The 26,537-nt window shown below is 66.1% G+C and carries 29 protein-coding genes and 3 tRNA genes; 16 read left to right on the top strand and 16 right to left on the bottom strand.

The genetic code is table 11. The annotated features are described in order from the left end of the window. Positions 1-8: 8 nt before the first annotated feature. Positions 9-194, bottom strand: coding sequence for a DUF1707 SHOCT-like domain-containing protein (locus JOF55_RS09860; protein ID WP_310272782.1), 186 nt, complete (start codon positions 192-194; stop codon positions 9-11). Positions 195-530: 336 nt separating this feature from the next. Here JOF55_RS09860 and JOF55_RS09865 point away from each other — a divergent pair, with 336 nt between their 5' ends. From JOF55_RS09865 to JOF55_RS09875, 3 genes are all read left to right on the top strand, one after another. After that, positions 531-1,835 (top strand): TrkH family potassium uptake protein, encoded by a 1,305-nt coding sequence (locus tag JOF55_RS09865; protein WP_374727437.1) that lies wholly within the window; start codon positions 531-533, stop codon positions 1,833-1,835. Next, positions 1,828-2,502 carry a potassium channel family protein gene (locus tag JOF55_RS09870; protein WP_310272786.1) on the top strand — a complete coding sequence of 225 codons (675 nt, stop codon included), beginning with the start codon at positions 1,828-1,830 and terminating at the stop codon, positions 2,500-2,502. Before JOF55_RS09865 ends, JOF55_RS09870 begins: the two co-directional genes overlap by 8 nt. Positions 2,503-2,651: 149 nt before the next feature. After that, positions 2,652-4,139, top strand: a complete 1,488-nt coding sequence (locus tag JOF55_RS09875) for an aldehyde dehydrogenase family protein (protein ID WP_310272788.1) — start codon at positions 2,652-2,654, stop codon at positions 4,137-4,139. A 124-nt stretch (positions 4,140-4,263) separates the two neighbouring features. Here JOF55_RS09875 and JOF55_RS09880 read toward each other — a convergent pair. From JOF55_RS09880 to JOF55_RS09895, 4 genes are all read right to left on the bottom strand, one after another. Beyond that, positions 4,264-4,349 (bottom strand) — tRNA-Ser (locus JOF55_RS09880). A gap of 63 nt (positions 4,350-4,412) precedes the next feature. Then, complete coding sequence (locus tag JOF55_RS09885) at positions 4,413-4,637, bottom strand: CsbD family protein (protein ID WP_310272790.1); 225 nt, start codon at positions 4,635-4,637, stop codon at positions 4,413-4,415. Between the two features lie 72 nt (positions 4,638-4,709). Further along, entirely contained in the window at positions 4,710-5,180 is a 471-nt protein-coding gene (locus JOF55_RS09890) for a nucleoside deaminase (RefSeq protein ID WP_310272792.1), read from the bottom strand. Continuing rightward, positions 5,177-5,665 (bottom strand): tRNA adenosine deaminase-associated protein, encoded by a 489-nt coding sequence (locus JOF55_RS09895; RefSeq protein WP_310272795.1) that lies wholly within the window; start codon positions 5,663-5,665, stop codon positions 5,177-5,179. Before JOF55_RS09895 ends, JOF55_RS09890 begins: the two co-directional genes overlap by 4 nt. 158 nt (positions 5,666-5,823) lie before the next feature. Between JOF55_RS09895 and JOF55_RS09900 the strand changes: the two genes are divergently transcribed. The 4 genes from JOF55_RS09900 to JOF55_RS09915 all read left to right on the top strand — a co-directional run bounded on the left by JOF55_RS09900 (position 5,824) and on the right by JOF55_RS09915 (position 9,257). Further along, a complete protein-coding gene (locus tag JOF55_RS09900) occupies positions 5,824-6,801 on the top strand; it encodes a prephenate dehydrogenase (protein ID WP_374727438.1) in 978 nt (325 codons plus the stop codon). A 97-nt stretch (positions 6,802-6,898) separates the two neighbouring features. Further along, complete coding sequence (locus JOF55_RS09905) at positions 6,899-8,101, top strand: thiolase family protein (protein ID WP_310272800.1); 1,203 nt, start codon at positions 6,899-6,901, stop codon at positions 8,099-8,101. 314 nt (positions 8,102-8,415) lie between these two features. After that, positions 8,416-8,664: a hypothetical protein gene (locus JOF55_RS09910; RefSeq protein ID WP_310272802.1), complete on the top strand. Its 249-nt coding sequence runs from the start codon at positions 8,416-8,418 to the stop codon at positions 8,662-8,664. A 98-nt stretch (positions 8,665-8,762) separates the two neighbouring features. Continuing rightward, positions 8,763-9,257 carry an MSMEG_6728 family protein gene (locus JOF55_RS09915; RefSeq protein WP_310272804.1) on the top strand — a complete coding sequence of 165 codons (495 nt, stop codon included), beginning with the start codon at positions 8,763-8,765 and terminating at the stop codon, positions 9,255-9,257. 75 nt (positions 9,258-9,332) lie between these two features. Here the strand turns inward: JOF55_RS09915 and JOF55_RS09920 are convergent. The 4 genes from JOF55_RS09920 to JOF55_RS09935 form a co-directional block, all read right to left on the bottom strand. Then, positions 9,333-9,405: transfer RNA gene (locus JOF55_RS09920), tRNA-Arg, on the bottom strand. Between the two features lie 41 nt (positions 9,406-9,446). Then, positions 9,447-9,532, bottom strand: a tRNA-Ser gene (locus tag JOF55_RS09925). A gap of 124 nt (positions 9,533-9,656) precedes the next feature. After that, on the bottom strand, positions 9,657-11,651 hold the full coding sequence (locus JOF55_RS09930) for an acetoacetate--CoA ligase (RefSeq protein ID WP_310272806.1): 1,995 nt from the start codon (positions 11,649-11,651) through the stop codon (positions 9,657-9,659). Positions 11,652-11,819: 168 nt separating this feature from the next. After that, positions 11,820-12,521 carry a dienelactone hydrolase family protein gene (locus JOF55_RS09935; RefSeq protein ID WP_310272808.1) on the bottom strand — a complete coding sequence of 234 codons (702 nt, stop codon included), beginning with the start codon at positions 12,519-12,521 and terminating at the stop codon, positions 11,820-11,822. A 258-nt stretch (positions 12,522-12,779) separates the two neighbouring features. Here JOF55_RS09935 and hisC point away from each other — a divergent pair, with 258 nt between their 5' ends. Beyond that, positions 12,780-13,835, top strand: a complete 1,056-nt coding sequence (hisC, locus tag JOF55_RS09940; protein WP_310272810.1) for a histidinol-phosphate transaminase — start codon at positions 12,780-12,782, stop codon at positions 13,833-13,835. Positions 13,836-13,844: 9 nt separating this feature from the next. On the opposite strand, the gene JOF55_RS09945 is transcribed toward hisC, so the two are convergent. From JOF55_RS09945 to JOF55_RS09960, 4 genes are all read right to left on the bottom strand, one after another. After that, positions 13,845-14,534: a hypothetical protein gene (locus tag JOF55_RS09945; protein ID WP_310272812.1), complete on the bottom strand. Its 690-nt coding sequence runs from the start codon at positions 14,532-14,534 to the stop codon at positions 13,845-13,847. Positions 14,535-14,650: 116 nt separating this feature from the next. Then, entirely contained in the window at positions 14,651-15,124 is a 474-nt protein-coding gene (locus JOF55_RS09950; RefSeq protein ID WP_310272814.1) for a cousin-of-CoaP protein, read from the bottom strand. Between the two features lie 91 nt (positions 15,125-15,215). Next, positions 15,216-16,058 (bottom strand): protein-sorting L,D-transpeptidase LdtCP, encoded by an 843-nt coding sequence (gene ldtCP, locus JOF55_RS09955; RefSeq protein WP_310272816.1) that lies wholly within the window; start codon positions 16,056-16,058, stop codon positions 15,216-15,218. Positions 16,059-16,492: 434 nt separating this feature from the next. Further along, on the bottom strand, positions 16,493-17,029 hold the full coding sequence (locus JOF55_RS09960; RefSeq protein ID WP_310272818.1) for a DUF3995 domain-containing protein: 537 nt from the start codon (positions 17,027-17,029) through the stop codon (positions 16,493-16,495). A gap of 1,090 nt (positions 17,030-18,119) precedes the next feature. Here JOF55_RS09960 and JOF55_RS09965 point away from each other — a divergent pair. Then, positions 18,120-18,872 (top strand): hypothetical protein, encoded by a 753-nt coding sequence (locus JOF55_RS09965; protein ID WP_310272820.1) that lies wholly within the window; start codon positions 18,120-18,122, stop codon positions 18,870-18,872. A gap of 149 nt (positions 18,873-19,021) precedes the next feature. On the opposite strand, the gene JOF55_RS09970 is transcribed toward JOF55_RS09965, so the two are convergent. Together JOF55_RS09970 and JOF55_RS09980 are read right to left on the bottom strand one after the other, a co-directional pair. Then, positions 19,022-19,954 (bottom strand): SUMF1/EgtB/PvdO family nonheme iron enzyme, encoded by a 933-nt coding sequence (locus JOF55_RS09970; RefSeq protein WP_374727260.1) that lies wholly within the window; start codon positions 19,952-19,954, stop codon positions 19,022-19,024. Between the two features lie 56 nt (positions 19,955-20,010). Continuing rightward, positions 20,011-20,790: an aminotransferase class IV family protein gene (locus JOF55_RS09980; protein WP_310272822.1), complete on the bottom strand. Its 780-nt coding sequence runs from the start codon at positions 20,788-20,790 to the stop codon at positions 20,011-20,013. A gap of 200 nt (positions 20,791-20,990) precedes the next feature. Between JOF55_RS09980 and JOF55_RS09985 the strand changes: the two genes are divergently transcribed. Beyond that, positions 20,991-21,194, top strand: a complete 204-nt coding sequence (locus JOF55_RS09985) for a hypothetical protein (RefSeq protein ID WP_310272824.1) — start codon at positions 20,991-20,993, stop codon at positions 21,192-21,194. 7 nt (positions 21,195-21,201) lie between these two features. Here the strand turns inward: JOF55_RS09985 and JOF55_RS09990 are convergent, their stop codons facing one another. Next, entirely contained in the window at positions 21,202-21,612 is a 411-nt protein-coding gene (locus tag JOF55_RS09990; RefSeq protein WP_310272826.1) for a hypothetical protein, read from the bottom strand. Positions 21,613-21,772: 160 nt separating this feature from the next. Here JOF55_RS09990 and JOF55_RS09995 point away from each other — a divergent pair, with 160 nt between their 5' ends. The 6 genes from JOF55_RS09995 to JOF55_RS10020 all read left to right on the top strand — a co-directional run bounded on the left by JOF55_RS09995 (position 21,773) and on the right by JOF55_RS10020 (position 26,503). Beyond that, entirely contained in the window at positions 21,773-22,000 is a 228-nt protein-coding gene (locus tag JOF55_RS09995; RefSeq protein WP_310272828.1) for a helix-turn-helix domain-containing protein, read from the top strand. Further along, positions 21,997-22,311 carry a WhiB family transcriptional regulator gene (locus JOF55_RS10000; RefSeq protein ID WP_310272830.1) on the top strand — a complete coding sequence of 105 codons (315 nt, stop codon included), beginning with the start codon at positions 21,997-21,999 and terminating at the stop codon, positions 22,309-22,311. Before JOF55_RS09995 ends, JOF55_RS10000 begins: the two co-directional genes overlap by 4 nt. Before the next feature lie 95 nt (positions 22,312-22,406). Then, complete coding sequence (locus tag JOF55_RS10005; RefSeq protein WP_310272832.1) at positions 22,407-22,796, top strand: hypothetical protein; 390 nt, start codon at positions 22,407-22,409, stop codon at positions 22,794-22,796. Further along, positions 22,793-23,011 (top strand): hypothetical protein, encoded by a 219-nt coding sequence (locus JOF55_RS10010; protein WP_310272834.1) that lies wholly within the window; start codon positions 22,793-22,795, stop codon positions 23,009-23,011. Before JOF55_RS10005 ends, JOF55_RS10010 begins: the two co-directional genes overlap by 4 nt. Continuing rightward, positions 23,008-24,144: a DUF2637 domain-containing protein gene (locus JOF55_RS10015; protein ID WP_310272836.1), complete on the top strand. Its 1,137-nt coding sequence runs from the start codon at positions 23,008-23,010 to the stop codon at positions 24,142-24,144. The genes JOF55_RS10010 and JOF55_RS10015 overlap by 4 nt, the downstream gene beginning before the upstream one ends. Positions 24,145-24,226: 82 nt before the next feature. Continuing rightward, positions 24,227-26,503 carry an FtsK/SpoIIIE domain-containing protein gene (locus tag JOF55_RS10020; RefSeq protein ID WP_310272839.1) on the top strand — a complete coding sequence of 759 codons (2,277 nt, stop codon included), beginning with the start codon at positions 24,227-24,229 and terminating at the stop codon, positions 26,501-26,503. Positions 26,504-26,537: the final 34 nt, after the last annotated feature.

Here is a 26,537-nt window from a genome sequence, read left to right on the forward strand (position 1 = left end):
CAACGGCGCTACCAGAGGTTCCCCGGAAGATCCCGCGTGAGTACCGCCAGCTCGCCCCGCGTCGTGCTGGCGTAAGCGGACGCGATGCGCTCGTCGCACTCGGCCACGCTCAGTCGCCCCTGGGACAACGCTCGCTGGAGACGCTCGACCACCGCCTCCCGCTCCGCGTCCGAAGCGCGTACGTCTTCGCTCACCAGGGCTCCACTGATCACACGTCCCGCACAGCTCCCACCAGGTTAACCGTTCCGCCACCCCGGAGGACAGCGAAGAGCAACGCGAACGCACCGGCGCGCGAGGGGCGCTGCCGGATCGCGCTCTCCAGGCGACGGACAGGCAGACAGCGGCACGGGAGGATCCGGGGGCGAATGGGCTAACGTGCAGGGTTTGATGACCCATGTGCTCAGCCCTGACCGCGTCACCGGGAAGTCGGTGTGACCTCTCGCACGGTTCCGAGATCGGAACGATCCGCACTCCGGAACGCCCTCCGCGTGTTGCGCCGCCTGTTGCCCGACAGCAGGCAGCCCGCGCGAATGGTCGTCTTCGGGTTCGGCCTCGCCGTCCTGGTCGGAACAGCACTGTTGTTACTGCCCGTCGCCAGTACAAGCGGCACGCCCACGAACTGGGTGACGGCCCTGTTCACCGCGACTTCGGCGGTATGCGTGACCGGCTTGATCGTCGTCGACACCGCCGCACACTGGTCGACCTTCGGGGAACTGGTCGTGCTCGGCCTGATCCAGATCGGCGGGCTCGGCATCATGACGCTGGCCTCCCTGCTGGGGTTGCTGGTCACCCGCCGACTGGGCCTGCGGATGCAACGCACCGCACAGACCGAGACCAAAAGCCTCGACCTCGGTGACGTTCGCTCGGTGATCGCGGGCGTCATCATGGTCAGCTTGACCGTGGAGACGTTGACCGCGGCAGCGCTGACCGCGCGGTTCGCCATCGGCTATGGCCAGCCCCTGGGACATGCGGGCTACTTCGGTGTTTTCCACGCCGTGTCGGCGTTCAACAATGCCGGGTTCGCGCTGTACCCCAACAGCCTGATGCGCTACGCCACCGACCCGTGGGTGTGTGTGCCCGTGCTGGTGGCCATCGTGATCGGTGGGCTCGGCTTCCCCGTGTTGTTCGGCATCGGACGGCGATTGCGGCAGCGACAGCGCCGATTGTCGCTGCACGCCCGGATCACCCTGTTCACGTACGGTGCCCTGGTCTTGCTCGGCACGGTCACGGTGACCGCGTTCGAGTGGAGCAATCCCGAGACTCTCGGCCGATTCGGCATCGGCGGGAAGCTGCTCGCCGGGGTCTTCCACGGCATCACCCCCCGAACAGCCGGGTTCAACACCGTCGAGGTCGGTGAGATGCATCCGGCGACGCTGCTGGTCACCGACATCCTGATGTTCATCGGAGGCGGCAGCGCCGGTACTGCAGGCGGAATCAAGGTGACCACCTTCGCGCTGCTGGCCTTCGTCATCGCAGCCGAGGTCCGTGGTGTGCCGAGCGTGCACGTCATGGGCCGTAAACTCCCGAACGGGGTACAACGCCAAGCCCTGACGGTGGTACTGCTCGGCGTCGGTATGGTCATCGCCGCGACCCTGACCCTGCTGCTGCTCAGCCCGTTCGGACTCGACGCGGTGCTGTTCGAATCGATCTCGGCGTTCGGCACGGTCGGATTGTCCACCGGCATCACCGCCGACCTACCGCACGCGGCCCAACTCGTGCTGGTGGTGCTCATGTTCACCGGCAGACTGGGCCCCATCACCCTGGCCTCCGCGCTGGCTCTCCGTGAGCGCGGTCGCCGCTATGAACTACCGGAGGAGCGACCCATCGTTGGCTAGAGACAACCAGAGCACGCGTCCCTCCCGCGTCGTGGTGATCGGACTCGGCAGGTTCGGTAGCTCGTTGGCGCTGGAACTCGTCGAGCACGGCTCCGAGGTACTGGCCCTGGACACCAGGCCGCACCTGGTGCAGCAGTTCTCCGACGAGGTGACCCATGCCGCCGTCGCCGACAGCACCGATCCGGAGGTGCTGCGCCAACTCGATGTGCCCGACTTCCGCCGCGCCGTGGTCGCGATCGGTGACGACCTCGAGGCCAGCATTCTGACGACCTCCGTACTCGCCGACTTCGACATCCCCGCCATCTGGGCCAAAGCGGTCAGCCGCAGGCACGGGCGCATCCTGGAACGTGTGGGCGCGCATCGCGTCGTACTGCCCGAACACGACATGGGCGAGCGCGTCGCCCACCTCGTGACCGGACGCATGCTCGACTACATCGAGTTCGAGGACGACTACGCCATCGTGAAGACCCTCGCGCCCGCTGCGGCCGCGGAGCGCCCCCTGGGAGACAGCAACATCCGAAGCAAGTACGGGGTCACCGTGGTCGGCATCAAACGTCCCGGCCAGGGGTTCACCTACGCCACGGCGGAAACCGTGCTCAACCGAGGCGACATCCTCATCGTCTCCGGCCGGTCCCGTGACGTCGAACGCTTCGCCGACATCACCTGATTCGGAACCCGCTCGGTGAGCCGGCTCCGTGCCGCCCGCCTGAGCAATTCCCCGGCTCCTGAGCAATCTCGCACCGGTCGGGGTGCTTGCGCGCCTGTCCACCACGGGTACTCCGCGGGGACAGCTACCGGCGACCGAAGGAGCAGCAGATGTCCACTGGTGGTCAGCAACCCGCGGCCTACACGGGATTCGACCGGATGCCGCTGGACGGGGAATGGCGTAGCGGAAGCTCCGGGACGGTGCGCACCGACGTCAATCCCTATACCGACGAGGTCCTGACGGAGATTCCCTACGCCGATGCGAGCGATGTCGACCGGGCCTATCGTGCGGCCCGGCAGGCGCAGGTCTCCTGGGCTTCGACTCTGCCCGCCGAGCGAACCGAAATGTTCCGCCGAGCGATATCCGTCATGGACGCACGCAAGCAGGAGATCGTCGACTGGCTCGTGAGCGAAACCGGTGGCGTTCGGGAACGGGCCGAGTTCGAATGGGGACTGGTCCGAGCCGGGATGTTCGAGGTTTCCTCCTACCCGTCACGGGTGGCGGGGCGCATCCTGCCCGGCACCCTGCCGGGCAAGGAGAACCGGGTGTATCGCCAGCCGGTCGGGGTCGTCGCGGTGATCAGCCCGTGGAACTTTCCGCTCCAGCTGTCCCACCGCTCGGTGGCACCGGCACTCGCGCTCGGCAATGCGGTCGTGCTCAAACCATCGGGGGACACGCCGGTGACCGGCAGCCTGCTGTTGGCCCGGATCTACGAGGAAGCGGGACTTCCGCCCGGACTGTTCAACGTGGTGATCGGCAAGGGGAGCGAGGTCGGTGAAGCACTCGTGACCCACGACATCCCGCAAGTGGTCTCGTTCACGGGCTCGACTCCGGTGGGCGAGGGGATCGGGCAGCAGGCCGCGCTGAAACGGTGCTCCCTGGAACTCGGTGGTAACGGCCCCCTGGTCGTGCTCGACGACGCCGACCTCGATCGGGCGGTGGATTCCGCCGTGTTCGGCTCGTACTTCCACCAGGGGCAGGTGTGCATGGCGACGAACCGAGTGATCGTCGACGACTCGGTGCACGACGACTTCGTCGAGCGGCTCACCAACCGCGTTCGAGCCCTGCGGGTCGGCGACCCCGACGACCCGAACACCCAGATCGGTCCGATCATCAACGACGGTCAGCGCGACTCGATCCAGGACAAGATCTCGCGTGCCGTCTCCGACGGGGCTCAACTACTGGTGTCCGGTGATCCTTCCGGCCCTGCCGGACGTGTTCTGCCGCCCCACCTCCTCCTCGGCACCAACAAGGTGGCAACCGCCGCCGAGGAGGTGTTCGGGCCGGTCGCGACGGTCATTCGGGCCAAGGGCGAGGAAGAGGCGCTCCAGTTGGCCAATGACACCGAGTACGGCCTGGCCAGTGCGGTCTACACCACCGACGTCGAGCGAGGGGTGCGTTTCGCACAGCGCGTGGAGGCGGGCATGACCCATGTCAACGACACCACGGTCAACGATGAGCCGAACACGGCGTTCGGCGGCGAGAAGGCCTCCGGGATCGGGCGCTTCGGTGGCGAGTGGGCCATCGAGGAGTTCACCACCGACCACTGGATCAGCGTCCAGCACGAGTACCGGGACCTGCCGTTGCAACCGGGCTGAGACTGCCGATGGAGGGCCGCACGGGAGAGGGCCGGGGCCGGCCGGGAAGGCGCGTCCGGCCGAACCCGGTGAACCGAACGCGAAAAGGCCGGACGCAGGGGCTCCCGGCGTCCGGCCTTCGGTGCGGTAGCGGTGGGATTCGAACCCACGGGGGCTGTTAACCCCACACGATTTCGAGTCGCGCTCCTTAGGCCGCTCGGACACGCTACCGCCAACAAGCGTAACGGACGGAGAGTCCGCTGCGTCGAGGGGGTGGTGTCTCCGCGGCGGGACTCAGCGCCGGTTGTCACCGCGCCCGCGGAACTGCCTCTTGGCGTTCTCGACGGCTCCGGCCGCCTTGTCCTTGGCGTTCTGGCCGGTTTCCTTCGCGCTGCCTTCGAGGCGGTCGCGCTTGCCCGCGTCTTCCATGTCCCGATTGCCGCCTGCCCGGCCCGCAGCTTCCTTCGCCCTGCCGGTGAGCTGCTGTGCCTGCTGCTTGACCTTGTCGAACGTGCTCATCGCTTTCTCCGTTCGCGTGGGTCCTTGCAGCTGAGGAGTACCCAGCACCTCCCGAGAATGAACCAATGTGAGCTATTTCACTTCGCGTTGGTCGGTGAAGAAGTCCGCCAGCAGGGCCGCGCACTCCTCGGCGAGCACACCACCGACGACCTCGGGACGGTGCTGGGTCCGCCGGTCGCGAACCACGTCCCACAGCGACCCGACCGCCCCCGTCCGGGGCTCCCACGCGCCGAAAACCACCCTGGCCACCCTGGCCAGCACAAGCGCTCCCGCACACATCGTGCACGGCTCCACGGTGACAGCGAGCGTGCAGCCCTCGAGCCGCCAGCCGTCGCCGTGAACGGCAGCCGCCGACCGCAAGGCCAACATCTCGGCGTGCGCCGTCGGGTCCCTCCGCGACTCCCGCTCGTTGCACGCGCGGGAGAGCAGCGCACCGTCCGGCCCCGTCACCACCGCACCGATCGGAACATCTCCGGTGGGCAGGGCATCGGGGGCGACTTCCAACGCCGCGCGCACCAGCGCGCGATCTCCGCCGGAGATCACTGGTCGAGCCGCTCCATGAGCCCGCTGAACTGTTCCCCGAACCCACAGCGCTGTGCGATCATCTCCAGCTGTTCGTCCGGGTAGAGGTCGACCTCCTCGATGATCACCAGCAGCTCGCCCTCCGGCATGCCGATATCGGACAGCAGCGCCAGGTTGCCCTCCGGCCATACTTCGTCGTCGTCCTCGTCCGGAGGGTCGGTCCGCAACAGGTCGAGAACGTCGGCGGCGATGTCATAGTCCAAAGCCGCCGCCGCGTCGGACAACAGCAGATCCACTCCCCCGGGCACAGGACGGACCAGCACGAAGAACTCGTCATCCACATTGCACATGCCGAACACCGCACCGGTGGAGCGGAGGCCGCGCAGTTCCGTGATGGCGGCATCGAGGCTCGCCAGTGCCGAGCTGTCCATCGCGCTGCACCGCCACCGACCGTCTTCTCGCACCACGGCAACGGCTAAGCCCGCGACCGGCTCCTGGACCGTCATGGGGACACCGTAAAGCGTGTGGGCGCCACCCGAAAGCACCAGCGCTCTCCCGTCTCCTTCAGGAGCGGTTTTCACCCGTGCGGGAGTCCCGTACAGGTGTCGGAGCCGCAATATCAACCCCCTGGGTGGCGAAGCGGGACCTCGGGCAGGATGGCCCCATGCGTGCCGTGTGCGTGATCGGACTGGGATTGATCGGTGGCTCGGTGCTGCGCGCCGCCACGTCGGCGGGCCGCGCGGGGTGGGCGGCCACGACCTCGGAAGGCGACGCTGCCGCGGCGCGCGCGGAGGGCTATTCCGTCGAAGCCACGGTGGAGGACGCGCTGCGCCGGGCGGCGGCCGCGGACGCGCTGGTCGTGATCGCCACTCCGCTGCCCGCCGTCCGCGAGATTCTGCGGAAGGTGGCCTGGCACGCGCCGGAGGCGTGGTTGACCGACGTCGTCAGTGTGAAGGAGCCGGTGAGTAGCGAGGTCGGGCAATTGCTGCCCGGCGCTCGCTATGCGGGGGGACATCCCATGGCCGGGACATCGTCCTCCGGCTGGTCGGCGGGCGGGCCGGACCTGTTCTCCGACGCCGCCTGGGCGGTCACCGTCGAGGACGACACCCGGGAGGACGCCTGGTGCGAGGCCGCTGCACTCGCACTCGACTGCGGTGCGCGGGTGGTTCCGACCTCGGCGGCCGAGCACGACACCGCCGTTGCCCGCATCTCGCACCTACCCCACGTGCTCGCCGCCGTGCTCGCCGCCGTCGGATCCGACGGCGGCCCGTTGGCGATGTCTCTGGCAGCGGGCTCCTTCCGCGACGGAACCCGAGTCAGTGCCGGATCACCGGAACTCATCCGCGCCATGACCGAGGGCAACCGTGTCGCCCTGCTCGACGCGGTCGACGACACGCTCGGACGCCTGGGAGCCGCCCGCGGTTCGCTCGCATCAACCGGGTCCTTGAAATCCACTGTGGATGCCGGAAATCAGGCGCGGCGGATACTTGATGCGCTGGGTGACATCGAACGAGAACGCACCACGATTCCGCTGGGCACCCGAAACACACTGCGGCGGCTGCGGGAAATCGGCGACCGGGGCGGTCGCATCCGCACCCTGGATGCGAATTCCGCCGTTGCCGAAGTCCCCCCGATGGGGTGAAACCGGTCAATTTCTCGCGAAATTGACCAAAGCAACGTACGTCGCTCATCCGGTCGGCGCACTATCCCCACGGCCACACATCGGCCACGATGGAGCCATGGCCCGCGCCCTCCTCCTCGACGCCGCACGGACACCGTTCGGTCACTACCGTGGCGTCCTGTCCGGTGTGCGCGTGGACGACCTCGCCGCCCTTCCCCTCATCGAGCTCCTGCGGCGCCACGGCCCTTCCGGCAGCGCCAAGCTCGACCCGGAACACATCGATGACGTCCTCTACGGCAACACCAATGGAGCAGGTGAGGAGAACAGCAACGTCGCCAGGATGGCCGCGCTGCTGGCAGAGCTGCCCGCCACCATCCCCGGCGTCACCATGAACCGCCTGGGCGCCTCCGGTGGCGAGTCACTGGTGCAGGCCGCGCGGGCCGTGCGCGCCGACGACGCGGAACTGCTCGTAGCGGGCGGCGTGGAAGGGACGAGCCGGGCACCGTTCGTGGTGCCCAGGGCCGAGCAGGCCCTGCCCGATCGGCTCGATGCCGTTTCCACAGCGTCCGGCTGGCGTCTGGTGAACCCGCGAATGGACCCGGCGTGGACGGTGCCTGCCGGAGAAGCCGCCGAGCAGGTCGCGGCGGAGCTGGGCATCACACGGGCCCGGATGGATACTTACGCGCTGCGTTCCCACCGGCGCGCGGCCGCCGCCTGGGACGCCGGCGTACACGAGGGATTCGTGTTTCCCGTCACCACACCCGGCGGTGGCACGGTACGCCGCGACGAGTCGGTGCGGGCCGAGCTGAGCGAGGCCAAGCTCGCTCAGCTGCCTCCGAGGTTCTCCCCGAACGGGCTGGTAACGGTGGGCAACTCCGCACCACTCGGCGACGGAGCACTGGCTGCCCTGGTCGGGTCCGAGCGATATGCCGACCGCCTCGGCGTGGAGCCGATCGGGGAGCTGGTGGGAAGCGCGACAGCCGCGACCGAACCACACCGATTCACCCTCGCACCGGTTGCCGCCATCCACCGGTTGCTGAACCGGCTCGGCGCGACCACCGACGACGTTTACCTGTGGGAGATCAACGAGGTGTTCGCCGCGACGGTGCTGTCGGTGCTGCATCATCTACCGGACGTGGATCGTGAGCGGGTGAACGTGCACGGCGGGGCGATCGCCTACAGCCATCCGTTCGCAACCTCGATGCCGAGAGCCGTGGTGGATCTGTGCCGACATCTGCGCCATCGGGGTGGCGGGCTCGGCATCGCCGCCGCCTGCGCCGGTGTGGGGCAGGGAATGGCGATCGCCGTTCGGACCGAGTGATACCGCACTTCATCATTCGAGGAATTTTCATATAAATTCTTCATTTTACCGAAGCATTCTTCCGATCGACTCGCCGAGCACCGGCGAGGAATATTCCAGCCGATCTCCGAAGTGCCCTGACATACCGCGGGATACTGCTTTGTTACAGAATTTTCGAGCATGCCACACAATGAGGTGAAGCAACAGCACGCGGGGCAGCCACCAGGGGCGAGTACAGGTAAACAGGAATCGGCAAAGCCCGACTCCGGTCCCGGACACCGTGCTCGAACAACGTGGTCAGGCGTCCGGATTCACCAAGAAAGGAAGGCATACGCATGCGTTCGCTCTCTCGTGCGGTTGTCGTCAGCGCCCTCGCCCTGCCTCTGGCCATCGGAGGAGCAGGACTCGCCTCCGCCTCGGGTGGGGACAACGGGCACAACGGCGATCACGGCTGGGACTCCTACCACTCCGAGACGCACAAGAAGAAGGTCGAGAAGAACTTCGACTGGGACTGGAAGTGGGACTGGACCTACGTCAACATCTCGGACAACAAGGTCATCAACGCCGGGATCATCAACCGCTGACAGCCTGAACGTCGGTTGCCGAGGCCCCGTTGCACACAGCGGGGCCTCGACTTCGTGTCGCGGAAAAGGGCCTTTCGAGTACGTGGAGACCGACCACCGTGCAGACGTTTCTCCCGTGTCCGGATTTCGCGGCGACCGCGCGGATCCTCGATCCACGGCGGCTGGGTAAGCAGCGGGTGGAGGCACTGCAAGTACTCCGTGCGCTGACCATCGCCGGATACGGCTGGCGTCACCATCCAGCGGCGAACATGTGGGCGGGTTACGAAGAGGCGTTAACCCGCTACGGCATCGAGATTTGCCGAGTATGGTGCTCGACAGGCCGTTCCGACACCTGCGCCTCCTCCTTACGAGAAGACCTGGCACGAGCAACCGGACTGACCACGGTGCGCACCCAGGATTCCTTGGCCACGGCAGGCGAGTTGCCCCCATGGCTCGGCGATCCGGGATTCCATCGCAGCCACCGATCCGCGCTACTACGCAAGGATCCCGAACACTACCGCCGCTGGTTCACCGACGTGCCGTCCGACCTCGACTACGTGTGGCCGACATCCGACCGCCCCCGCCGCACACCGGAAGGCCGGATCACCGACTGAGCCGTCTTCCGAGATAGTCCCGAGCAGCAAAAAACCCCCAGCGTACCGGGGGTTTCAAGCTGTCTCGACCAGACGTGCGCCCGTAGGGATTCGAACCCCAAACCTTCTGATCCGTAGTCAGACGCTCTATCCGTTGAGCTACGGGCGCATGTTCAGTTGTGAGCTTCCGTCTTACGACGGAGGCCCCGGCGGAGGCTCCGGGATTCGAACCCGGGAGGGGGGATGCCCCAACCGCATTAGCAGTGCGGCGCCATAGGCCACTAGGCGAAGCCTCCGGGTAGTCCTCACGGCCACCGGAGAAAAGACTACACACCGCCCGAACCGACGAGCAAAGGGGGGTCACTTTTACGTCCGCCGGCTTCCACCGGAAGCGGTGACCTCCCCTCCGCACGCAGGGACTCAGCCCGAAAAACCGGCACTGAGCTGCACGAATGGTTCAAGTGATTCGGGGTTTTGCAGGGCGTCGCGGCTGACGGCTCGTTCCGGTGCGGTGCCCGCGAGGATCTTCTTGACGGGCACCTCCAGTTTCTTGCCGTTGAGAGTGTGCGGTACCTCACCGACCACGATGAACCGGTTCGGCACGTGCCTGGGCGAGAGCTGGCTGCGCAGCTGTGCCTTCAGCTCCGGCTCGACCTGCTCCAGCTCGGTCCCCTCGGCCAGCACGAGGAAACACAGCAACTCGCCGTCGGTCTCGCCCGTGCCGGAGGTGTCGATCACCAGCGAGTCGGTCACCGCGTCGAAGCCCTCCACGACGCGGTAGAACTCGGCGGTACCCATGCGGATGCCACCCCGGTTGAGCGTGGAGTCGCTGCGGCCGTAGATCACCACCGTGTCCCGCTCGGTGATCCTGACCCAGTCGCCGTGCCGCCAAATCCCGGGGAAGGTGTCGAAGTAGGCATCAGCCAGGCGACTGCCGTCGGGGTCGTTCCAGAAGAACACGGGCATGGTCGGCATCGGCCTGGTGACAACCAGCTCCCCGACCTCCTCGCGCAGCTCGTTGCCCTGCTCGTCGTAGGCGGCCACCGCGGCGCCGAGCATCCGGCAGGAGATCTCGCCCTTCCACACCGGCACGTCCGGCGAGGCCCCCACGAACGCGGTGCACAGATCGGTGCCGCCCGAGACACTGGCGATCTGCACGTCCGAGCCCACCGCGTCGGCGATCCAGTCGAAGCCGTCCGAGGAAAGCGGTGCACCCGTCGAGCCGATCGCGCGCAGCGCGGAGAGATCGTAGTCGTCGCCGGGCCGGAGACCCTGTTTGAGACATCCCTGGATGAACGGCGCCGAGGTACCGAAGTAGTTCACCCGGTAGCGCTCGACCAGTTCCCACAGGCTCGCCAGCGACGGATGCGCCGGGCTGCCGTCGTAGAGCACCACCGTCGCCCCGGCGAGCAAACCACCCACCAGGAAGTTCCACATCATCCATCCCGTGGTGGTGAACCAGAAGAAACGATCACCCGGGCCGAGGTCGCAGTGCAGGCCGACCGCCTTGAGATGCTCCAGCGCCATGCCACCGTGACCGTGCACGATGCCCTTGGGCAGCCCCGTGGTTCCCGACGAGTACAGCACCCACAGCGGATGGTCGAAGTCCACCGCGTCGAAGGCGAGCTCCGCACCACGATGGCGGCCCAGCAGCTCGTCCCAGCCGACGGTGCCGGGCAGGCTCGCGCCGTGGCCGAGATAGTCGATCAGCACCGTGCCCCCCAGGTCCGGCAGTTGCCCCCGCAGTTCCTCGACCGTGGAGCGCACATCGAAACTGCGGCCACCGTAGAGATAACCGTCGACGGTGACCAGCACCTTCGGCTCGATTTGCACGAAACGATCGGCAATGGCACGCAACCCGAAGTCCGGTGAGCACGACGACCAGGTCGCCCCCAGACTCGCGGCAGCCAGGAAAGCCACCAGCGTCTCCGGACTGTTCGGCGCCAGTGCGGCGACCCGGTCACCGCGCTGCACGCCCAGTTCGATCAAACCGGCTCGTACGGCAGCGACCCGGGACCGAAGCTCACCGAAAGTGATCTCCTCGCCGGCCCCATCCTCCCGAGCGAAGACCACCGCCGGATCCGCATCGCCCCTGCCCGGTCCGTCGCGCAGGGCGTGCTCGGCGTAGTTCAGCGTGGCGCCGGGAAACCACTCGGCGCCGGGCATGGCCTCCTCGGTCAGCACCCGGCGGGGGCGGTCGTGAAAATCGACGTCGAAGAACTCCGCCAGTGCCCCCCAAAAGCCCTCCAGGTCGGACACCGACCACCGCCACAGCGCATGATAGTCGGGCAGATCGAGGTCGCGATGCGTACGCAACCAGTCACGAAATCGGACCATCCGACTGGCCGCCACGCGCTCCGGCGACGGCTGCCACAACAGCTCGGGCGTGGAATCCGGATTGGTGTTGGATGTCATGGCTGCTTCCTAACCCACAATTTCCTCACCCACAACGGGTGCCCCTGCGCCACGGACAACCCCATCCTGGGCAAGACCGCGCCGATGTGCCCACCGCACCGCATCCCGATCGCCACTTCCCGCCGGCCGACGAGACAACCCACCAGGGCGAAACGGCACAAGCAGAGATCAGCGCAGATGCAGGTCGAACCAGTTCCGGGCACGCCGCCATGCCTCGTTCGCGGCGTTCGGATCGGTGTCGAAGCGGTGATCGGCATCCGGATAGCACACCACATCGGTGGCAACACCGGCACTCTCCGCGGCCTCACGGAGCTTTTCGACTTCCTCGACCGGGATGCGTTCCGCACGTTTCCCGTACAGTCCGAGCCAGGGGCAGGTGAGCTCTCCCGCGACCTCGACCAGTGGTGGCAGCCCCTCCGACAGCGGGGTGAGAATGCCGTCTCCGCCGACGGTCACCGCCGCACCGATGCTGCGACTCGCGGCCACCACCAGCGCGGCGGTTCCTCCGATGTCGAACCCGACGATGCCCTGCCGCTCGGCGACTCCCTGGTCGGCCAACCACACGAAGGCAGCATCGGTATCGGCCAGGACGGACTCGCCGGAAAGCCGTTGCACCTGATCGCGAATCCGGTCCTCACCGTCGCTCTCGGCGAACTCGTCGGTGCCGTCCCGGTGGTAGAGATGCGGGGCGACAGTCAGCCAGCCTTCTTCGGCGAGCCCACTGACCAGCAGGCGTACCCGGTCCGTGACACCACGCGCCTCATGCAGGACGACGATCCCGCCACGTACCACGTTGTCCGGTTCGGCCACCGTCAAACGCAACTGGGTACCGTCAGTAAGCGCGACCGTCTCGGTCCGGGTTTGGATCATACCGTGCAGGTAACCATGCCGGGGTGAACGGAAGTCAACGTGCTCAGCCTGACGGATTACCCCATAACGGTGACGAGTAATCGATATCACTCCGCATGCTCGCCCATCCGGTGCAATATTTCCGGGCAGCTCCCGCGAAGGAGCACGGAGCACGAGCTCGGCCCCGATCGGTGCCCGCCGGGGCATACCGGAGTTCACCGAGACCGGTTACCTTCCAGGTACGGCGCAATCCGCCGACCGAGAACCAAGGAGTCGTCAATGAGCGTGCGCACCCGTGCCGACCTCGATCAGCTGCCCGCCTACGTCGCCGGGCGCACCATTCCGGGGTCGATCAAGCTCGCCAGCAATGAAGTGTCCGCGGGTCCGTTGCCCAGCGTCGTCGAGGCCATCACGCGCGCGGCGCCCGAGGTACACCGCTACCCGGACATGGGCGCCACGAAGCTGATCGACGCGCTGTCGTCCCGGCTGGACGTCGACGCGGAACGGATCGCCGTCGGCTGCGGATCGGTGGCCCTGTGCGAACAGCTCGTTCAGGCGACCTGCACCAACGAGGACGAGGTCGTCTTCCCGTGGCGCTCTTTCGAGGCGTATCCGATCATCACCCAGGTCGCCGGTGCGCGGCAGGTCCGGGTACCGCTGACCGAGGAACACGAGCTGGACCTCGACGCGCTGGCGGCGGCGATCACCCCGGCCACACGGATGGTGTTCGTGTGTACGCCGAACAACCCCACCGGGACCGTCCTGCGCCGCGCTGAGCTGGAGCGCTTCCTCGATTCCGTGCCGTCCGATGTGCTCGTGGTACTCGACGAGGCCTACCGGGAGTTCGTCACCGACCCGGACGCCCCCGACGGCATCGAGTTGACCCGGCAGCGCGACAACGTCGCCTCGCTGCGTACGTTCTCGAAGGCCTACGGCCTGGCCGGCTTGCGGGCGGGGTATGCCGTGGCTCCGCCCGAGGTGGCCGAGGCACTGCGCAAGGTCTGCATCCCGTTCAGTATCAACGCGCTCGCCCAGGAGGCGGCCATCGCCTCGCTGGAGTCGCAGCACGAGCTGAAGGTGCGCTGCGACGAGGTGGTTGCCGAGCGTTCTCGCGTTCGCGACGAGCTGCTCGGCAACGGTTACGAGGTTCCGGAGACACAGGCGAATTTCGTGTGGCTGCCGCTGGGAGAGCGCACGCAGGAGTTCAACGAGCACTGTCTGGACAACCGCGTGGTGGTGCGCGCGTTCACCGATGACGGCGTTCGCGTCACCATCGGCACGCCGGAGGAGAACGACGCCTTCCTGGCCGCCGCGAAGTCCTTCCCCGCAGCATGAACCGAATGCTCAGGATTCCTGCTCTTCGCTCACTTGGTCCTCACCACGGCGGCGGAAGTACCGGAATCCGGGAATGCCCACGATGGCCCGGCGCACATCGTGGGTCACCTCCAACAGCTCGTGGATCTCCGGACCGACCCGGTCAAGTGTGCGCAGGATCGGCAGGATGTCGGACAGGATGTGCTCGGTGAGTACCGGGAGCTCGTCGACGAGCCGGATCGCCGCGTCGATTTCCTTGGGTGACAGTTCCCGGACGAACCGTTCGACCATCGGCGCGGCACGCCGCGCGGTGGGCTCGTAGGCGGACAGCAATCCCGCCGCGCTCTCGGCGATGCGTTCGGCCTGCGTGATCGTGGTCGATGCCCGCTCGGAAACGCGAGCGGCCTCACCGACCACCGTCTCGGCGGAACCGGAGACACGAACGGCATCCTCCACGGCCCCGGTGGCGGAAGCTGCCACGGTCCGGGATTGCTCGAGCACCTCCTCGGCCTCCGCAACCGTCTTCGCCGTTCGTTCCACGAGCTCCTCGGCCCGGCCGACAACGTCGTGGCCCCGGCTCAGCAGAGTTTCCGCACCATCGAGCAGACCGATCACACGGCCGGGTGCCGCCGCGACGGTGACAGCCGAGTTCACGGTCCACCCGAGCGTGGACTTCGCCATGCCGACGACATCGCCGGGCGTGGGGATTCCGATCAGCATGTCTCCCACTGTGCCCGTGTCGGCAACGTGGAACCACCATCCCGTATACAGCAGTGTTCCGCGCCCCGGCCGGTGCATTTCCGTCCGGGGCGCGGAACACTGTCCACAGGGCTTCCTCAGCCGGTCACCGCTGCGTGGCCGGACACGGACACGGGCGTGGGTGCGGCAGGCAGGTCCTTGTCGTCGCGGGGACCCGCCGGCTTCTCCTTCTCCTTGTCCTTGTCGTGGTCGCGATCCTTGTCGTGGTCCTTGTCGTCGTCGTGGTCCTTGTCGTCGTCGTGGTCCTTGTCGTGGTCCTTGTCGTCGTCGTGGTCCTTGTCGTGGTCCTTGTCACTGTCGTCTTCCACCTCGGGGTGGTCGACGATCGGGGCATTGACACACTGGGTGGCCTGAGGCGACGCGATCGGCACCACGGCGCCCAGCACGGCGATGTTGTTCCCGCACAGCTGCACCGGCAGAACGCTGAGGTTGTTGTCATTGCCGATGTTGATGCCGTCGTTGTCGGAACTGTCGGCGAACGCCGGGGTACCCGCCATCACCAGACCGGCTGTCGCGGCGAGGGTGCCCACGAAGTATGTCTTCTTACCCACTCTCACACTTCCTTCGTTATCGATATTCGACCTATTTATCGCCACGGGATACCTTTTCACCGGTAACTCCCGACAATCGCCACATACCCACTCAGCGCAACAGGACCACCGTGCCGAGTGGGAGTGACCTCAACAGGTGCAACGCATCGCTCGGAACCCGGACACAACCATCACTGCTGGCCGTGCCGAACACACTCGGATCCGGCCAACCATGAAACGCGACCGTTCCGGGGCCACCGCCATAGGAGGTCAGGGTCTTCGAATGCGTGCCCAATGGGAGGATGATCGGACTGAAATCCGTCACCGTTTCCCGGATGGAAGCCAGAATGAAGGTCCGGCCCTTCGGAGTCCTGGTTCCCGGGGAACCCACTCCGACGGTCCACGAGCCAACTTCCCGGCCGTTCTTCCGAACCACCAGTCGCCGCTGCTCCACATCGACAGTGACGAGGTAGGGGGTGCGTGCCTTCTCGACCTTCGCGGTTCCCACCCGAACCCATCCGGTGGAACCATTCGGCCGCGAGGGCAGCAAGACCCGTGCCCAATCACCGCGCTCGGCGGTGACCGGAAGCCAGGTCGGCGACTTGAACTGGGTGGCAGGTAACCGTGCGATCGCCCGGCCTTCCGGAGCATCGTAGACCGCCAGTTCCTGTTTGACATGCAACACCACACCGTCGGTCGCCGCCCGTGGCGCGGGATCCGAAGGTGCCGCCGCGGTATTTCCGAAGGTGGTCGCCGCAGGCAATGTGGACAGATCCACCTGCACCGGCGTGGGTTCGGTTGCGGATTTCGACTCCCGTGGTGGCGACACCGACGCGGCATTCGAGCATCCGCTCATCAGAATGAGCAGCAGGACGCCGAGAATCACCGGTGCCACACGAGCATGCCGACCTCGGCCGGGGCCCCTCCGGCGCAGGTGGATTCTCGGAAACTCCATGGGAATGTTCCTGACTCGTCATCCGCTTACGACAGCTCGCACCGCAGTTCACGCCGGGCCGGAAGCGACGGGCCGGAAAAACTCGACGAGACTGCGAGGCGAACATACGACGGCACCGATCTGGCTGATCGACGCCGCGCGGACGCTAACCCGCCGGCCATTTCCCAACAACCGCAGGGGACCGGTATGGAACCGGCGGGAACAATCCCGAATCACCAACCGTTGACCAGGGAAAATCCATGAACCAGCATGCCGAGGAGTCACCGGAACACCATCAGCGGATCCGAAGATCGAAGCAGTTGCCCACCCGAAGGAGTGACAATCTTTCATTCTTTCAGGTACAACCTCACCGCAAGATTATTCCTCAGGCAGAGCGGGCGACTGCTGCTGCGCAGCACGCCCGGTGCGTGCCACCACATCCGCAGGGGAATTCTTCAGCGGACGCGCTGAGTGGCCCGCCGATCCCATCTCAACCGCAGAAGGGCGGCAATCATCAGCAGCAACCCCCACAGCAGGAACCACGGGTCCCAAACCAGGACGTGCCAGCGCAGCGCGGTCACATCCGTCGGCTGTCCGAACAACCCGAGCAGCGCAAGGGCACCCATCAGCACGAGGACACCGCCGTACAGGGCGAGCACCAGGCCACCGGTGAGAGCCGCCCCGCTCAGCAGCCGCTGCGGCAGGTGCCGACCCCACGGACGTACCAGGGCCAGAGCCATCAGGCCGCCTGCGACCTTGACCGCGGCGACCACCGCGAGCAGGACCACGGGTGCAGGACCGCCGCGGCGGACGAAGGCTTCGAGTTCACCACCGATCGTGGCGAGCAGTCCGGTGCCACCGAGCGCCCAGTAAGCGCTCACGGTGGCGTGCAGCAATGCGAGCAGCGCCGCCCCGTAGGCGGTCGGCCGCAGTAAGTCTCGGTGCTCGGAAGCTGATGACGCCGACGCGGTCTCTCGCTCGGTACCGTGCATTTCCGCAACCTCGCACGCGCCGCATGGCGGCACATCGGGGATGACCCTGAACCGCGTCCGAAACCGACCCGCACGGCGGATGGAGATCACGGGCTGGTCCAACCCGAGCCTGACGCAGCGGTATCAGCACGTGCCGGGACACGTGCGACGAACAAAGAACGAGGTCCGGCGGTGGGATCACCACCGGACCTTGTTTTCACTGCTCAACGAAGCGGAAGCGGCGGGATTCGAACCCGCGGACCCTCTCGGGTCGCTCGCTTTCAAGATCGGCGGCTCACTGTTCACAGCCTCGTTCCTGCTGCTCACGTGGTGACTCGTGAGACTGCTGCAACAGTGGGGGGAGGTTCGTACTGAGACGAACTGAGACGAGAACTGAGACGAGCCATCGGCGAAGCTCGGTAGCACTCGCAGAGGAAACCGGCCCGAGGGAGCGCACTCGAAGGCTGTACGGCTAACTCAGCGCTCGATGAGTGAGGCGCTGTCGTGCTGTCGGCGTGGCCCGCTGGAAGACACTGCCTGGCTTCCGCACTCCGCGCACACGGCCTCAGCGGCTATACCGCTTACCCAGGAGTCCTCTCGGGGAGGATCTGGACGGACAGCGAATGACCTGGGTAGTGCCTGGCACGCCAAGAAGTGACTGTCACTTCGTAGCCCTGCTCTTCGAGATAGGCGAGATCGGCCACTGCGTCGCCGTCGAGCTCATACGGTTCTGCCACGTAGCACCAACGCCCGTCAGGCAGGCGAAGCCTGTAGGCATGGTCTATCCATCGGATACGCCCATGGCTGGGTAAACCATGCCTCGAAAGGAGCAGCGGCAACGGACCCTTGCTCTGATGCCAGCGTTCATCGTGTCCGTGGCTCCCACACCTGCAGGGCGTGGTCAGCCCTGCGTCTGGATCTTGCACGAAGCGAGGGTCCATCACATCTCCCTGATCGACTCCCCCCACTGTTCCAGCTTCGATCACCATGATCAATGCTCACACGTTTGGACGTTCCCCGAGCTGCAGGATGTGGATAGCCTTCGACCGACCGTACATACCAACGAATCGAGAAAATCACAATGTCTAACCGAAACTACAGTACCGGAGACATGGCAGGGCTGATCGCACTTTCCAACAAGCGGTGCTACTGGCCCGACTGCTCTGTACCTATTGTAGTTGCCGTTAGCGGACGGTACATCTTCAATGTCGAGCGCGCCCATATAAGAGCCGCCAATCCAAATGGGCCACGCTATGACCCCAATATGCCCGAAGAGGGACGCGACGCTTTCAGCAACCTCATACTTCTTTGCAAGCCACACCACACAACAATCGACAAGATCGACCCTGACAAATACCCCGTAAAACGCCTTGAGCGCTGGAAGTTCGAGCGAGAAAGCACGAACGTAGCGGAACTACGCGGACTCACCAATGTAACCGAGGACCGACTTCAAGAGCTAATATCGGATGCCATGGAAGTTCATGACAAACAAATCAAAGACTCGCTTGACCAACTGCACGCTATAAATTCCGAAGCTGCCGACGTCCTCCGTTCATTGGTAAGCGAATTGGAGAGCTCCCGACGGAACGATCCTATTATTGACCCTGACAGTGTTAGTTTGCTCGACGACGCTTCCCGCAACTTGCAAAACCTCGGAGATGACGCCGGACTACTACTCGATAGCGCCCGTGACCTCTCGCACTTGCAAGATTCGGCAACTTCACTTAGTTCCGCAGCGGATAAAATAATGCGATCTGAAGGCATCATAGCCTCGCTAGACGAAGCCGTATCGAACTTACGCGAGGTCTCTTACCTCGCCGACGAACTGAAGAGGGCTGCAGCAAGGCTTGAAGACCTACGGTGACGCTCGACCATCGGTAGTAGGCGAGCCTGCCGACCAGACTTAGCTTACGGGGACAGCGGGGACAGGGTGTCCCCGAAGTTGATTTCTATTTGGGCAGGTCAAGACAGTCTCGGGGACAGCGGGGACAGCGGGGACACCTGGAGGGCAGCTCAGCTCTGCAGCAGCGCCTCCAGGATCTCGGCCGGTACGGCACAGCGGAAGCCGACGTCGTCGTCGCACATGCTCGCTGCGGCATCGTTGAACGACGATGGGGTTGCGCGATTGAACGGACTCGTCCAGGCGCCGCCCTTCAGCTCGTGCCTACCTGGCTTGGACTCCGTGGAGCACCACTCCCAGACGTTCCCGCATAGGTCGTACACGCCGTAGGGGCTAACGCCGCTCTGGTAGCAGTCGCCGGGGGTGGTGCTACCGACCCCGTTCTCTCGAACGTTGCACTTGGCAGGCGTGGGCTGGTCGCCCCAGGGGTAGACGTTTCCCCTGGTGCCACGAGCAGCCTTCTCCCACTGCTGTCCAGTGGGAAGAGCCTTGCCGGACCACTCGGCATAGGCGGTGGCGTCTTTCCAGGTGACAAAGACGGCCGGGTGCTCTGCGAGCCCGTCCGGGTACTTGTCTTCCGTCCAATGCTGGGGTGACGGGTGACCGGTTGCCGCGATGAAGCGGGCATAGTCGGCGTTACTCACGGGGTGCACGTCGATGTAGAACGCAGGAAGCCACGTCGGTTCGTTGCTCGGTCCCGATAGGAAGACGCTCCCGTCCACCTTGACCATTGGGCTTCCGTCAGCGGGGTGCCGAACTTCGCTACTCCCAATGGGTTCAAGCTCTGACTCGCTCTGCCCGGAGCCCAACGCTCCGTCCGTGAGGTGCGTGAACCGTGCCTGTGTATCCGAATCGCTTCGCAACAAGCACGTGTCGAGCGCCGCCTGGTTGACCGGCCGTGGCGTGATGTTCGCACGACCTGCCTCCCACTTCGAGATCATGCGCTCACTGACACCGAGGTGAGCGGCGAACTCTCTGATGCTCATCCTCTTCGCTTCACGAAGCGCTCGAACCTCGACGCCCGACCAGCTTTGAACTGTCGCCACTTGCTGCTCCCCTACGTGATCTTCCACGGAAGATCGTAACGGGTCGCAGGAGAGCTTCACAGGTGTTCAGCGGGAATATCCGTATAGAGGTCGCGCAGTTCGCGCAGTACCTTGTGGTCTTCTGGCCACTGAACACCGTCCACCGAGGTCACGGGCCTGATGCCAGTTGCGGCGTTGGTCGCGAACGCTGCCTCGGTATCTGCCAATTCAGCGAGTGTGAGCGGTTCGGCCTTTACCGGCTCGTCGAGAGCCTGATTGAGCAGAGTCATGGTAACTCCGGAAAGGTATTCCGAGCGGGGCCAAACTACCTGCCCATCGCGGACGAAACCAATATTTGATGTCGCAATTTCGGAGATCGTCCCGTCGGGGTTCAAGAACAGGACATCGTCAAATCCTTCTCGTTGGGCTGACCGCCGATGCCTGAGAGGACCGAAGAGACCGACGTGCTTTACTGCAGGATCTTCGCGCCGGTAGGAAACTGCCTGTAGACGCAAAGGTGAAGGGGACCCGTGTGGGGTCGGCCGTGTTGTGACCAACACGGCCGGGCTGGCGTCAGAGCCAATTGTTCCTAGACCAAGTTCAGGGTCATAGATGGTGACTCGCACCACGGTGGGCTGTGTGGTGTCGGCCAATGCATGGCGGATGTACTGCCGGACGCGGTCGGTTTCGAGCTCCACGCCGTAGAGCTGGCGGCAGTCACGCGCTAGCCGCTGCATGTGGAGAGACAGCCCGCGTACCTGCTGGTCTTCGACGAGCATCGAAGTGAAGTGGCCGTAGTTGGTCAGCGCCAGGGACTTGATCTGATCGATGGTTGCAGGGGCGCCATTCAGTTCCATGGCTCTACCTTCGCACCTTTCCAGCTGTTTCTGAACCTGCACTGCACCGAAGTTCAGTGAAAGTTCAGGGGTTCGGGTTCGGTGAAAGTTCAGTGTTGAGGGGGCAGCTGGACAGTTCTCGGTCAGCGCGATCGACGGCAGTCTTGATGTGAAAGCGACAGAGACGAACAAAGCGGCAGTTGCAAAGGAAGGGCGGAGCAATGGCCAAGCAATCGATCCCCGGAATCCAGACCAACGGTGGTGGAGCGCTGAAGAAGTTCGTCGGGGCACTCGTGGCCCTGGCTGTGCTGGCCATGGTCGTGCAGTACCCGAACGAGTCCGCAGTCTGGGTAAAGGGCATTCTCGGCGGTCTCAGCGATCTCGTGAGCGCGTTGGTTGTCTTCCTTAAAGCTCTTACCGCCTGACTGCCGCTCACTCGTCGGGAAGGCGACGCTCCAGGGAATCCAGTCGCTTCGTGATGTCAGCCAGTTTCCCGTAAATGTCAGCGAGGGCAGCAGACTCATGCGATTCCGATTCAGCAGAGTTTTGGCCATCAAGGACAGTCGAAAGATGGTTCCGTGGCAGTCCGAGAGCCTCGGACATCACCCCCAGAGTGCGACTGGTGCGCTTGCGCGGCACAAGGTTGTGTTGGAGTTCACGCACCGTTTGGAGAGCCAAGCCAGCGCGGTTCGCCACCTGTTGCTGGGTGAGCTCCAAGTACTCCATCCGAGTGTTGATGGTCTCGGCTACGGCGTCCCAGTTTTTACCCACACGGCCCTCCTGAGCTGCGAATTTCGCCACTAAGACTAGTAGCAACTTGCCCCGCGATTCCAGCAGCGGCACACAGCAGACTTGACGACAACTAGTACTAGTGGTTGTACTAGTAATAGTTCTGGTTGCAGTTGTCGCAGTGTTCGCAGCAGCAGGCCAGTAACAAGCACGAAGCCCGGGTGGTGCTGCCACACCGACCGGGGCACACATCGAAGAACTAGGAGCACTAACGATGCAGGTCAACGGTACGGCGACGCGGATGTACCGGGTCAAGGCAGTCGCTGAAGTCCTGGACGTCCACGTCTCCACGGTCTACCGGCTCGCGGAGTCCGGTCGGTTGCACTCGGTGCGGGTCGGGTTCGGCAAGGGCGCGCTACGCATTCCGGCCGACTCACTGAACGCCTACCTGCACAGCCTGGGCATGGCGCCGATGACTGATGCCGAGGGGGCGATCGCATGAGCACGGCTGCCCAGCCTCTGAACTGTGAGAACACGCTGTCCCACCTGATCACTCGGCTTCCCAGTGAGCATTTCGCCCAGCAACCGGCGTGCGCGAACAGCGAGGTCGACCCGGAACTGTTCTTTCCGGTCGGTCCGGGTGCAGCTCGCCAGATCGCAGCGGCCAAGCAGGTGTGCGAGTCCTGCCCTGTCCGGCAGGCGTGCCTGTCCTTCGCCTTGCACCACGACGTGCACGGCGTGTGGGGCGGCAGCACCCGCACCGAGCGCGCCGCGCTGCGCCGCACCGGCAAGCACGGCGAAGCCGCTGCTTAGCCGCACCCTGGCCCGGCAGCCAGTCCCGCCAAGAACTTCTGCCGGGCCGGGTCTCTCGCCACCTGCACCGAACGAGCAAGTGAGGAGTACTGGCCATGATAGAGATCGTTTCCTGCGTGGTCGCCGTGTGCGACACCTGCCGGTCCTACTTCGACGAGGACGGTGAGGGAGTCCAGCACTTCGCCACCGTCGCTGGTGCCCGCGCCCACCTGGCCGAAGATGGGCCGGAGCCCAAGGGTGACGGCCTGGACTACCTGCGCGACACCACCACCCCCGGCTGGCAGCAGTTGGCCGACGGACGGTTGCGCTGCTGGCGCTGCGAGACCAACCGGCTGTGCACCGAGCACGGCCACGACTGGACACCATGGCAAGCCTGCTGGTGCCAGGGCCGCTGCACCATCCAGCTCCGCTCCTGCCAGCGCTGCGGCAACCGCCAGGACCGCTACGACCCTGCCACCACCACCGAGGGCGGTGAGCGGGCATGACTTCCGCCGACTACCTGCGCGGCTACACCGCCCCGCGCGCCCTGCTGGTGGGGCTGCTGTTCCTGCTGGCCGTGGCCTGCCGCGTGCCGGCGGTCGCCCTGGCCGTGGCCTGCCACGTGCTCGACCGCTGCGCCGACCGGCTGTTGACCGTCACCACCCGCATTCCCACCGCCCCCGTCTCCGTCGTCACCAGCACTGGGAGGGCCGCCCGATGAGCATGTTCGAGGAGATGCGCGCCAACCGCGCCCAGCAAGCCGCCGACCGGCGCGCCGACCGCGCCCAGACCGCCGAGAACCGCCGCGCGGACCGGGCCGCCGAACGCGAGCAGGACCGCACCGACCGCGAGCACCGCCAGGCCCAGCGCGCCCAGCGTGGCCAGCAGCGGCGTGCTCGCCTGGCCACCCTGGGCCGGTGGGTGACCGCCCGCCCGGTGGAGCTGGCCATGGCCGCGATCATCGTGGTTCCGGCGCTGTTGGCATGGACCGCCATGGCCACCTACGGCCGCGAGATCTACGGCCCGATCGGGGTGCTGCTGCCGCTGTTCACCGAAGCGGCCATGTGGGCCTTCGCAGCCAAGCTGCACCAGGCCCGCCAGCACCAGGCCCCAACCGGGTGGCTGCAGATGGGCACGTGGGCCTTTACCGCCGTGGCCGCGCTGCTGAACTACATCCACGGCCACGCTCTCGGCGGCATCGCCGTGGGGCTGGTCATGGCCGTGGTCTCCGTTGGTGGCGTGGTCACTCACCAGATCCTGACCGCCGCCCCGATGCAGGCTCGGCGCAGCCGTACCGACCGGCAAGCCGCCCGCACCCAGCGTCTCGCCGCCCGTCGGGTGACCCGGATGGAGCGGGTCGCGCTGCGCCAGGCGGTCGGCGAGCTGGGCACCGACGGCACCGTGTCCCTGCTGCACCAACCGGGCACCGTCACCCTCGCCCGCGCCTGGACCGGCCGGACCCGACTCGACCGCCGTGCCGTGCCCGGACTGGCCGCCGACGGCCCCACCTCCCCCGCCACCCCGGTGGCCGATGCGGTCGAACAGTGGCTGTCGGTCCAGCCCGACCCAGCCACCGAGTCGAGCCCGACCGACACCGACTCGACCAGCGCTCTGGAGTGGGCCGAGTCGGGGGCTGACCTGCAGGAGTCGACCCCCGCGCCGGTCTCGATTCCCGAACCCAACCGCCGCTCACTCGACACCCTGCGCACCGAGCTGCACCGGGCCGTCTCCGACGGGGTTGAGGTCGACCCGACCTCGGCGGAGTCGATCCGCAAAACCCTGCGCTGCGGAGCCAAGACCGCACGACGGCTACGCGACGAGTGGAACGACGGATCGGCCGCCGTCGCCGCCTGACCCACGTCCGGTGGCCCCGCCTTGCGTGGGGCCACCCCTCCCCTGCTGTTTCTCCATCAGTCCGTAGAGAGGCCAGCTCGTCATGTCTTCCACCGAGCCCCACATGGGCGATCTCATCCGCTTCCCCCAAACCCCCGACCACGCCACCGGCAACACCGTGCCCGCACCCCGCCACACCGAGCAGACCCACCAGGACGGCACGGACCAGTCAAGCGAACACGACGGGCATCACGAGCAGCCCAACACAGTGCCGGGCACGACCCTGGCAGTGGACACCCCACGCGCACTGCAGCGGCTGCCCCGCCCGGCTCTGCCGCCCGCGCTGGCCCGCACAGCTCGCACCACCGGGGTCGCCACTCGTCGCGCGGCCGGAGCGACCTGGCGGGTGGCTAAGCCCGCTGGGCAGGTCGGGCTACGCCATGGTGCCTACACCCTCGGTGGGACCTGGGAGTTGACCCGGCGTGGTTTCTCACGGCTGACTCACGGTGATCTGACCGAGGCTGTGCGCGCGGCCAAGGCCGCCGGAGACCTGGGCATGGTCGCCGAGCTGGAGCAGCGTCGCCGGGACGCGGCCAACGACCGATGGAAGCGCATCACCGCTCAGGTCAAGCTCACCGGCATCGTGGCCGCCACCGGTAGCGGCGTCGTGGTCGGGGCGAGCCTGGCAGTGCTCATCGCAGGTGTGGTGGTCCAGCTTGTCCCCGATGGGGCCGACTTCGCAGCCGTGTGGACCGACGGATGGTGGGCGTTCCTGGTTGGCACGGCCCAGTTCGTGGCGTGGGTGGCGTCGCTGTGGCCCTGGATGCTCGCGGCACTGGTGGCGACGTTGGGCTATGCCGCCTGGCGGGCCGGACACGACAGCGACTTTGTTCCGGCATGGATCAGCGCTGGTGAGCAGCCCGGCGGCAAGGACGTGGTGCCGGATGAGGGGGCCATTCTCGATGCGCTGCGCAATCTCAACCTGCCGCCGCTGAACAAGGCCATCAAGGAGGGCTGGAAACCCCGCTGGGTGCAGCCCACCGGCCGCGACGGGAGGGGCTGGCGCACCCAACTGGAGCTGCCGCAGGGCGTGACCGTCGAAAAGATCAACGACAACAAGGACGTGCTGGCCCACAATCTCGTGCGCAAGCGCAACGAGGTCTGGCCCACCGAGCCGCGCGACAAGCCCGGCGTGCTGGATCTGTGGGTGGCTGATCAGGGCATCCTGTCCGGCCCGGTGGATGTGTGGCCGCTGCTGGAGGAGGGCACCACGGACTACTTCACCGGTGTGCCGGTCGGTATCGACGCCCGCGGTGACGAGGTCACCGGCAAGCTCATGGCCGCCAACTACGTCATTGGCGGCACGATGGGCTCCGGCAAAACCTCGCTGGTGGTCAACCTGCTGCTGGGCGCCATCCTCGATCCGCTGGTTGAGATCGACGTGCACGTCATGGCCTACAACGTCGACTTCGACCCACTGCGGCCACGCCTGCGCAGCCTGGTCAAGGGCGACGAGGACGAACAGATCGAAGCCGCGCTGGACATGCTGCGCGAGCTGCGCGAAGAGGTCACCCAGCGCGGCAAGATCCTCGACGAGATCGGCGGCGAGGAAACCAAGCTCACCCGCGACATCGCCGAGCAGGACGCGCGCATGCGCCCGCGCCTGGTGGTCGTCGACGAGTGCCAGGAGCTGTTCGAGCACGACGAGCACGGCAAGGAAGCCAAGGAACTCGCCGAGAAGGTCGCCAAGAAGGCCCGCAAGACCGGCATCACCCTCGTGTGGGCCACCCCCTCCCCCTCGGCTGCCTCGCTGCCGCGTGACCTGGCCAAGACCGCCTCACACCGGGTGTGCTTCGCCATCGGCGACCACCAAGGATCGGATGCAGTGCTGGGCACCGGCAAGCACAAGGCCGGCATCACCGCCACCGGGCTGGTGCCCGGCGAGGACGTGGGCACCGCCATGGCCACCGGCTTCCGCCGGGATGCCGGGCTGGTGCGCTGCCACCACATCCGCAAGGAAAAGGGCATCGACGAGATCACCCCCGTGGTGCAACGCGCCCTGGCACTGCGCGAGGACGCGGGCATCACCGCCAACCCGGCCGCCGACCGCAGCCAACAGCCCCGCGACCTGCTCGCCGACCTCGACGCCGTACTCGGCACCGAGCCCGTCCCGGCCGCCGACGTGCCCGCCCTGCTGGCCCGCCACGCCCCCAAGTGGGCTCCCTACCAGCGCCTGACCGGCAAGCAGCTCCGCGTCCAGCTCACCGACGACTACGGCATCAAAGTGCCCTCCACCGGCAACAAGTTCCCCCTCGACCCCGCCACCGTGCGTAGCGAACAGGCCCGGCGCGCCACCGCCGACCTCGATACCGAGGAGTGAAGCCAGTGAACCGCCCAGCCCCATCCACCAACCC

The organism is Haloactinomyces albus, from assembly GCF_031458135.1.
Taxonomy (GTDB): Bacteria; Actinomycetota; Actinomycetes; order Mycobacteriales; family Pseudonocardiaceae; genus Haloactinomyces; species Haloactinomyces albus.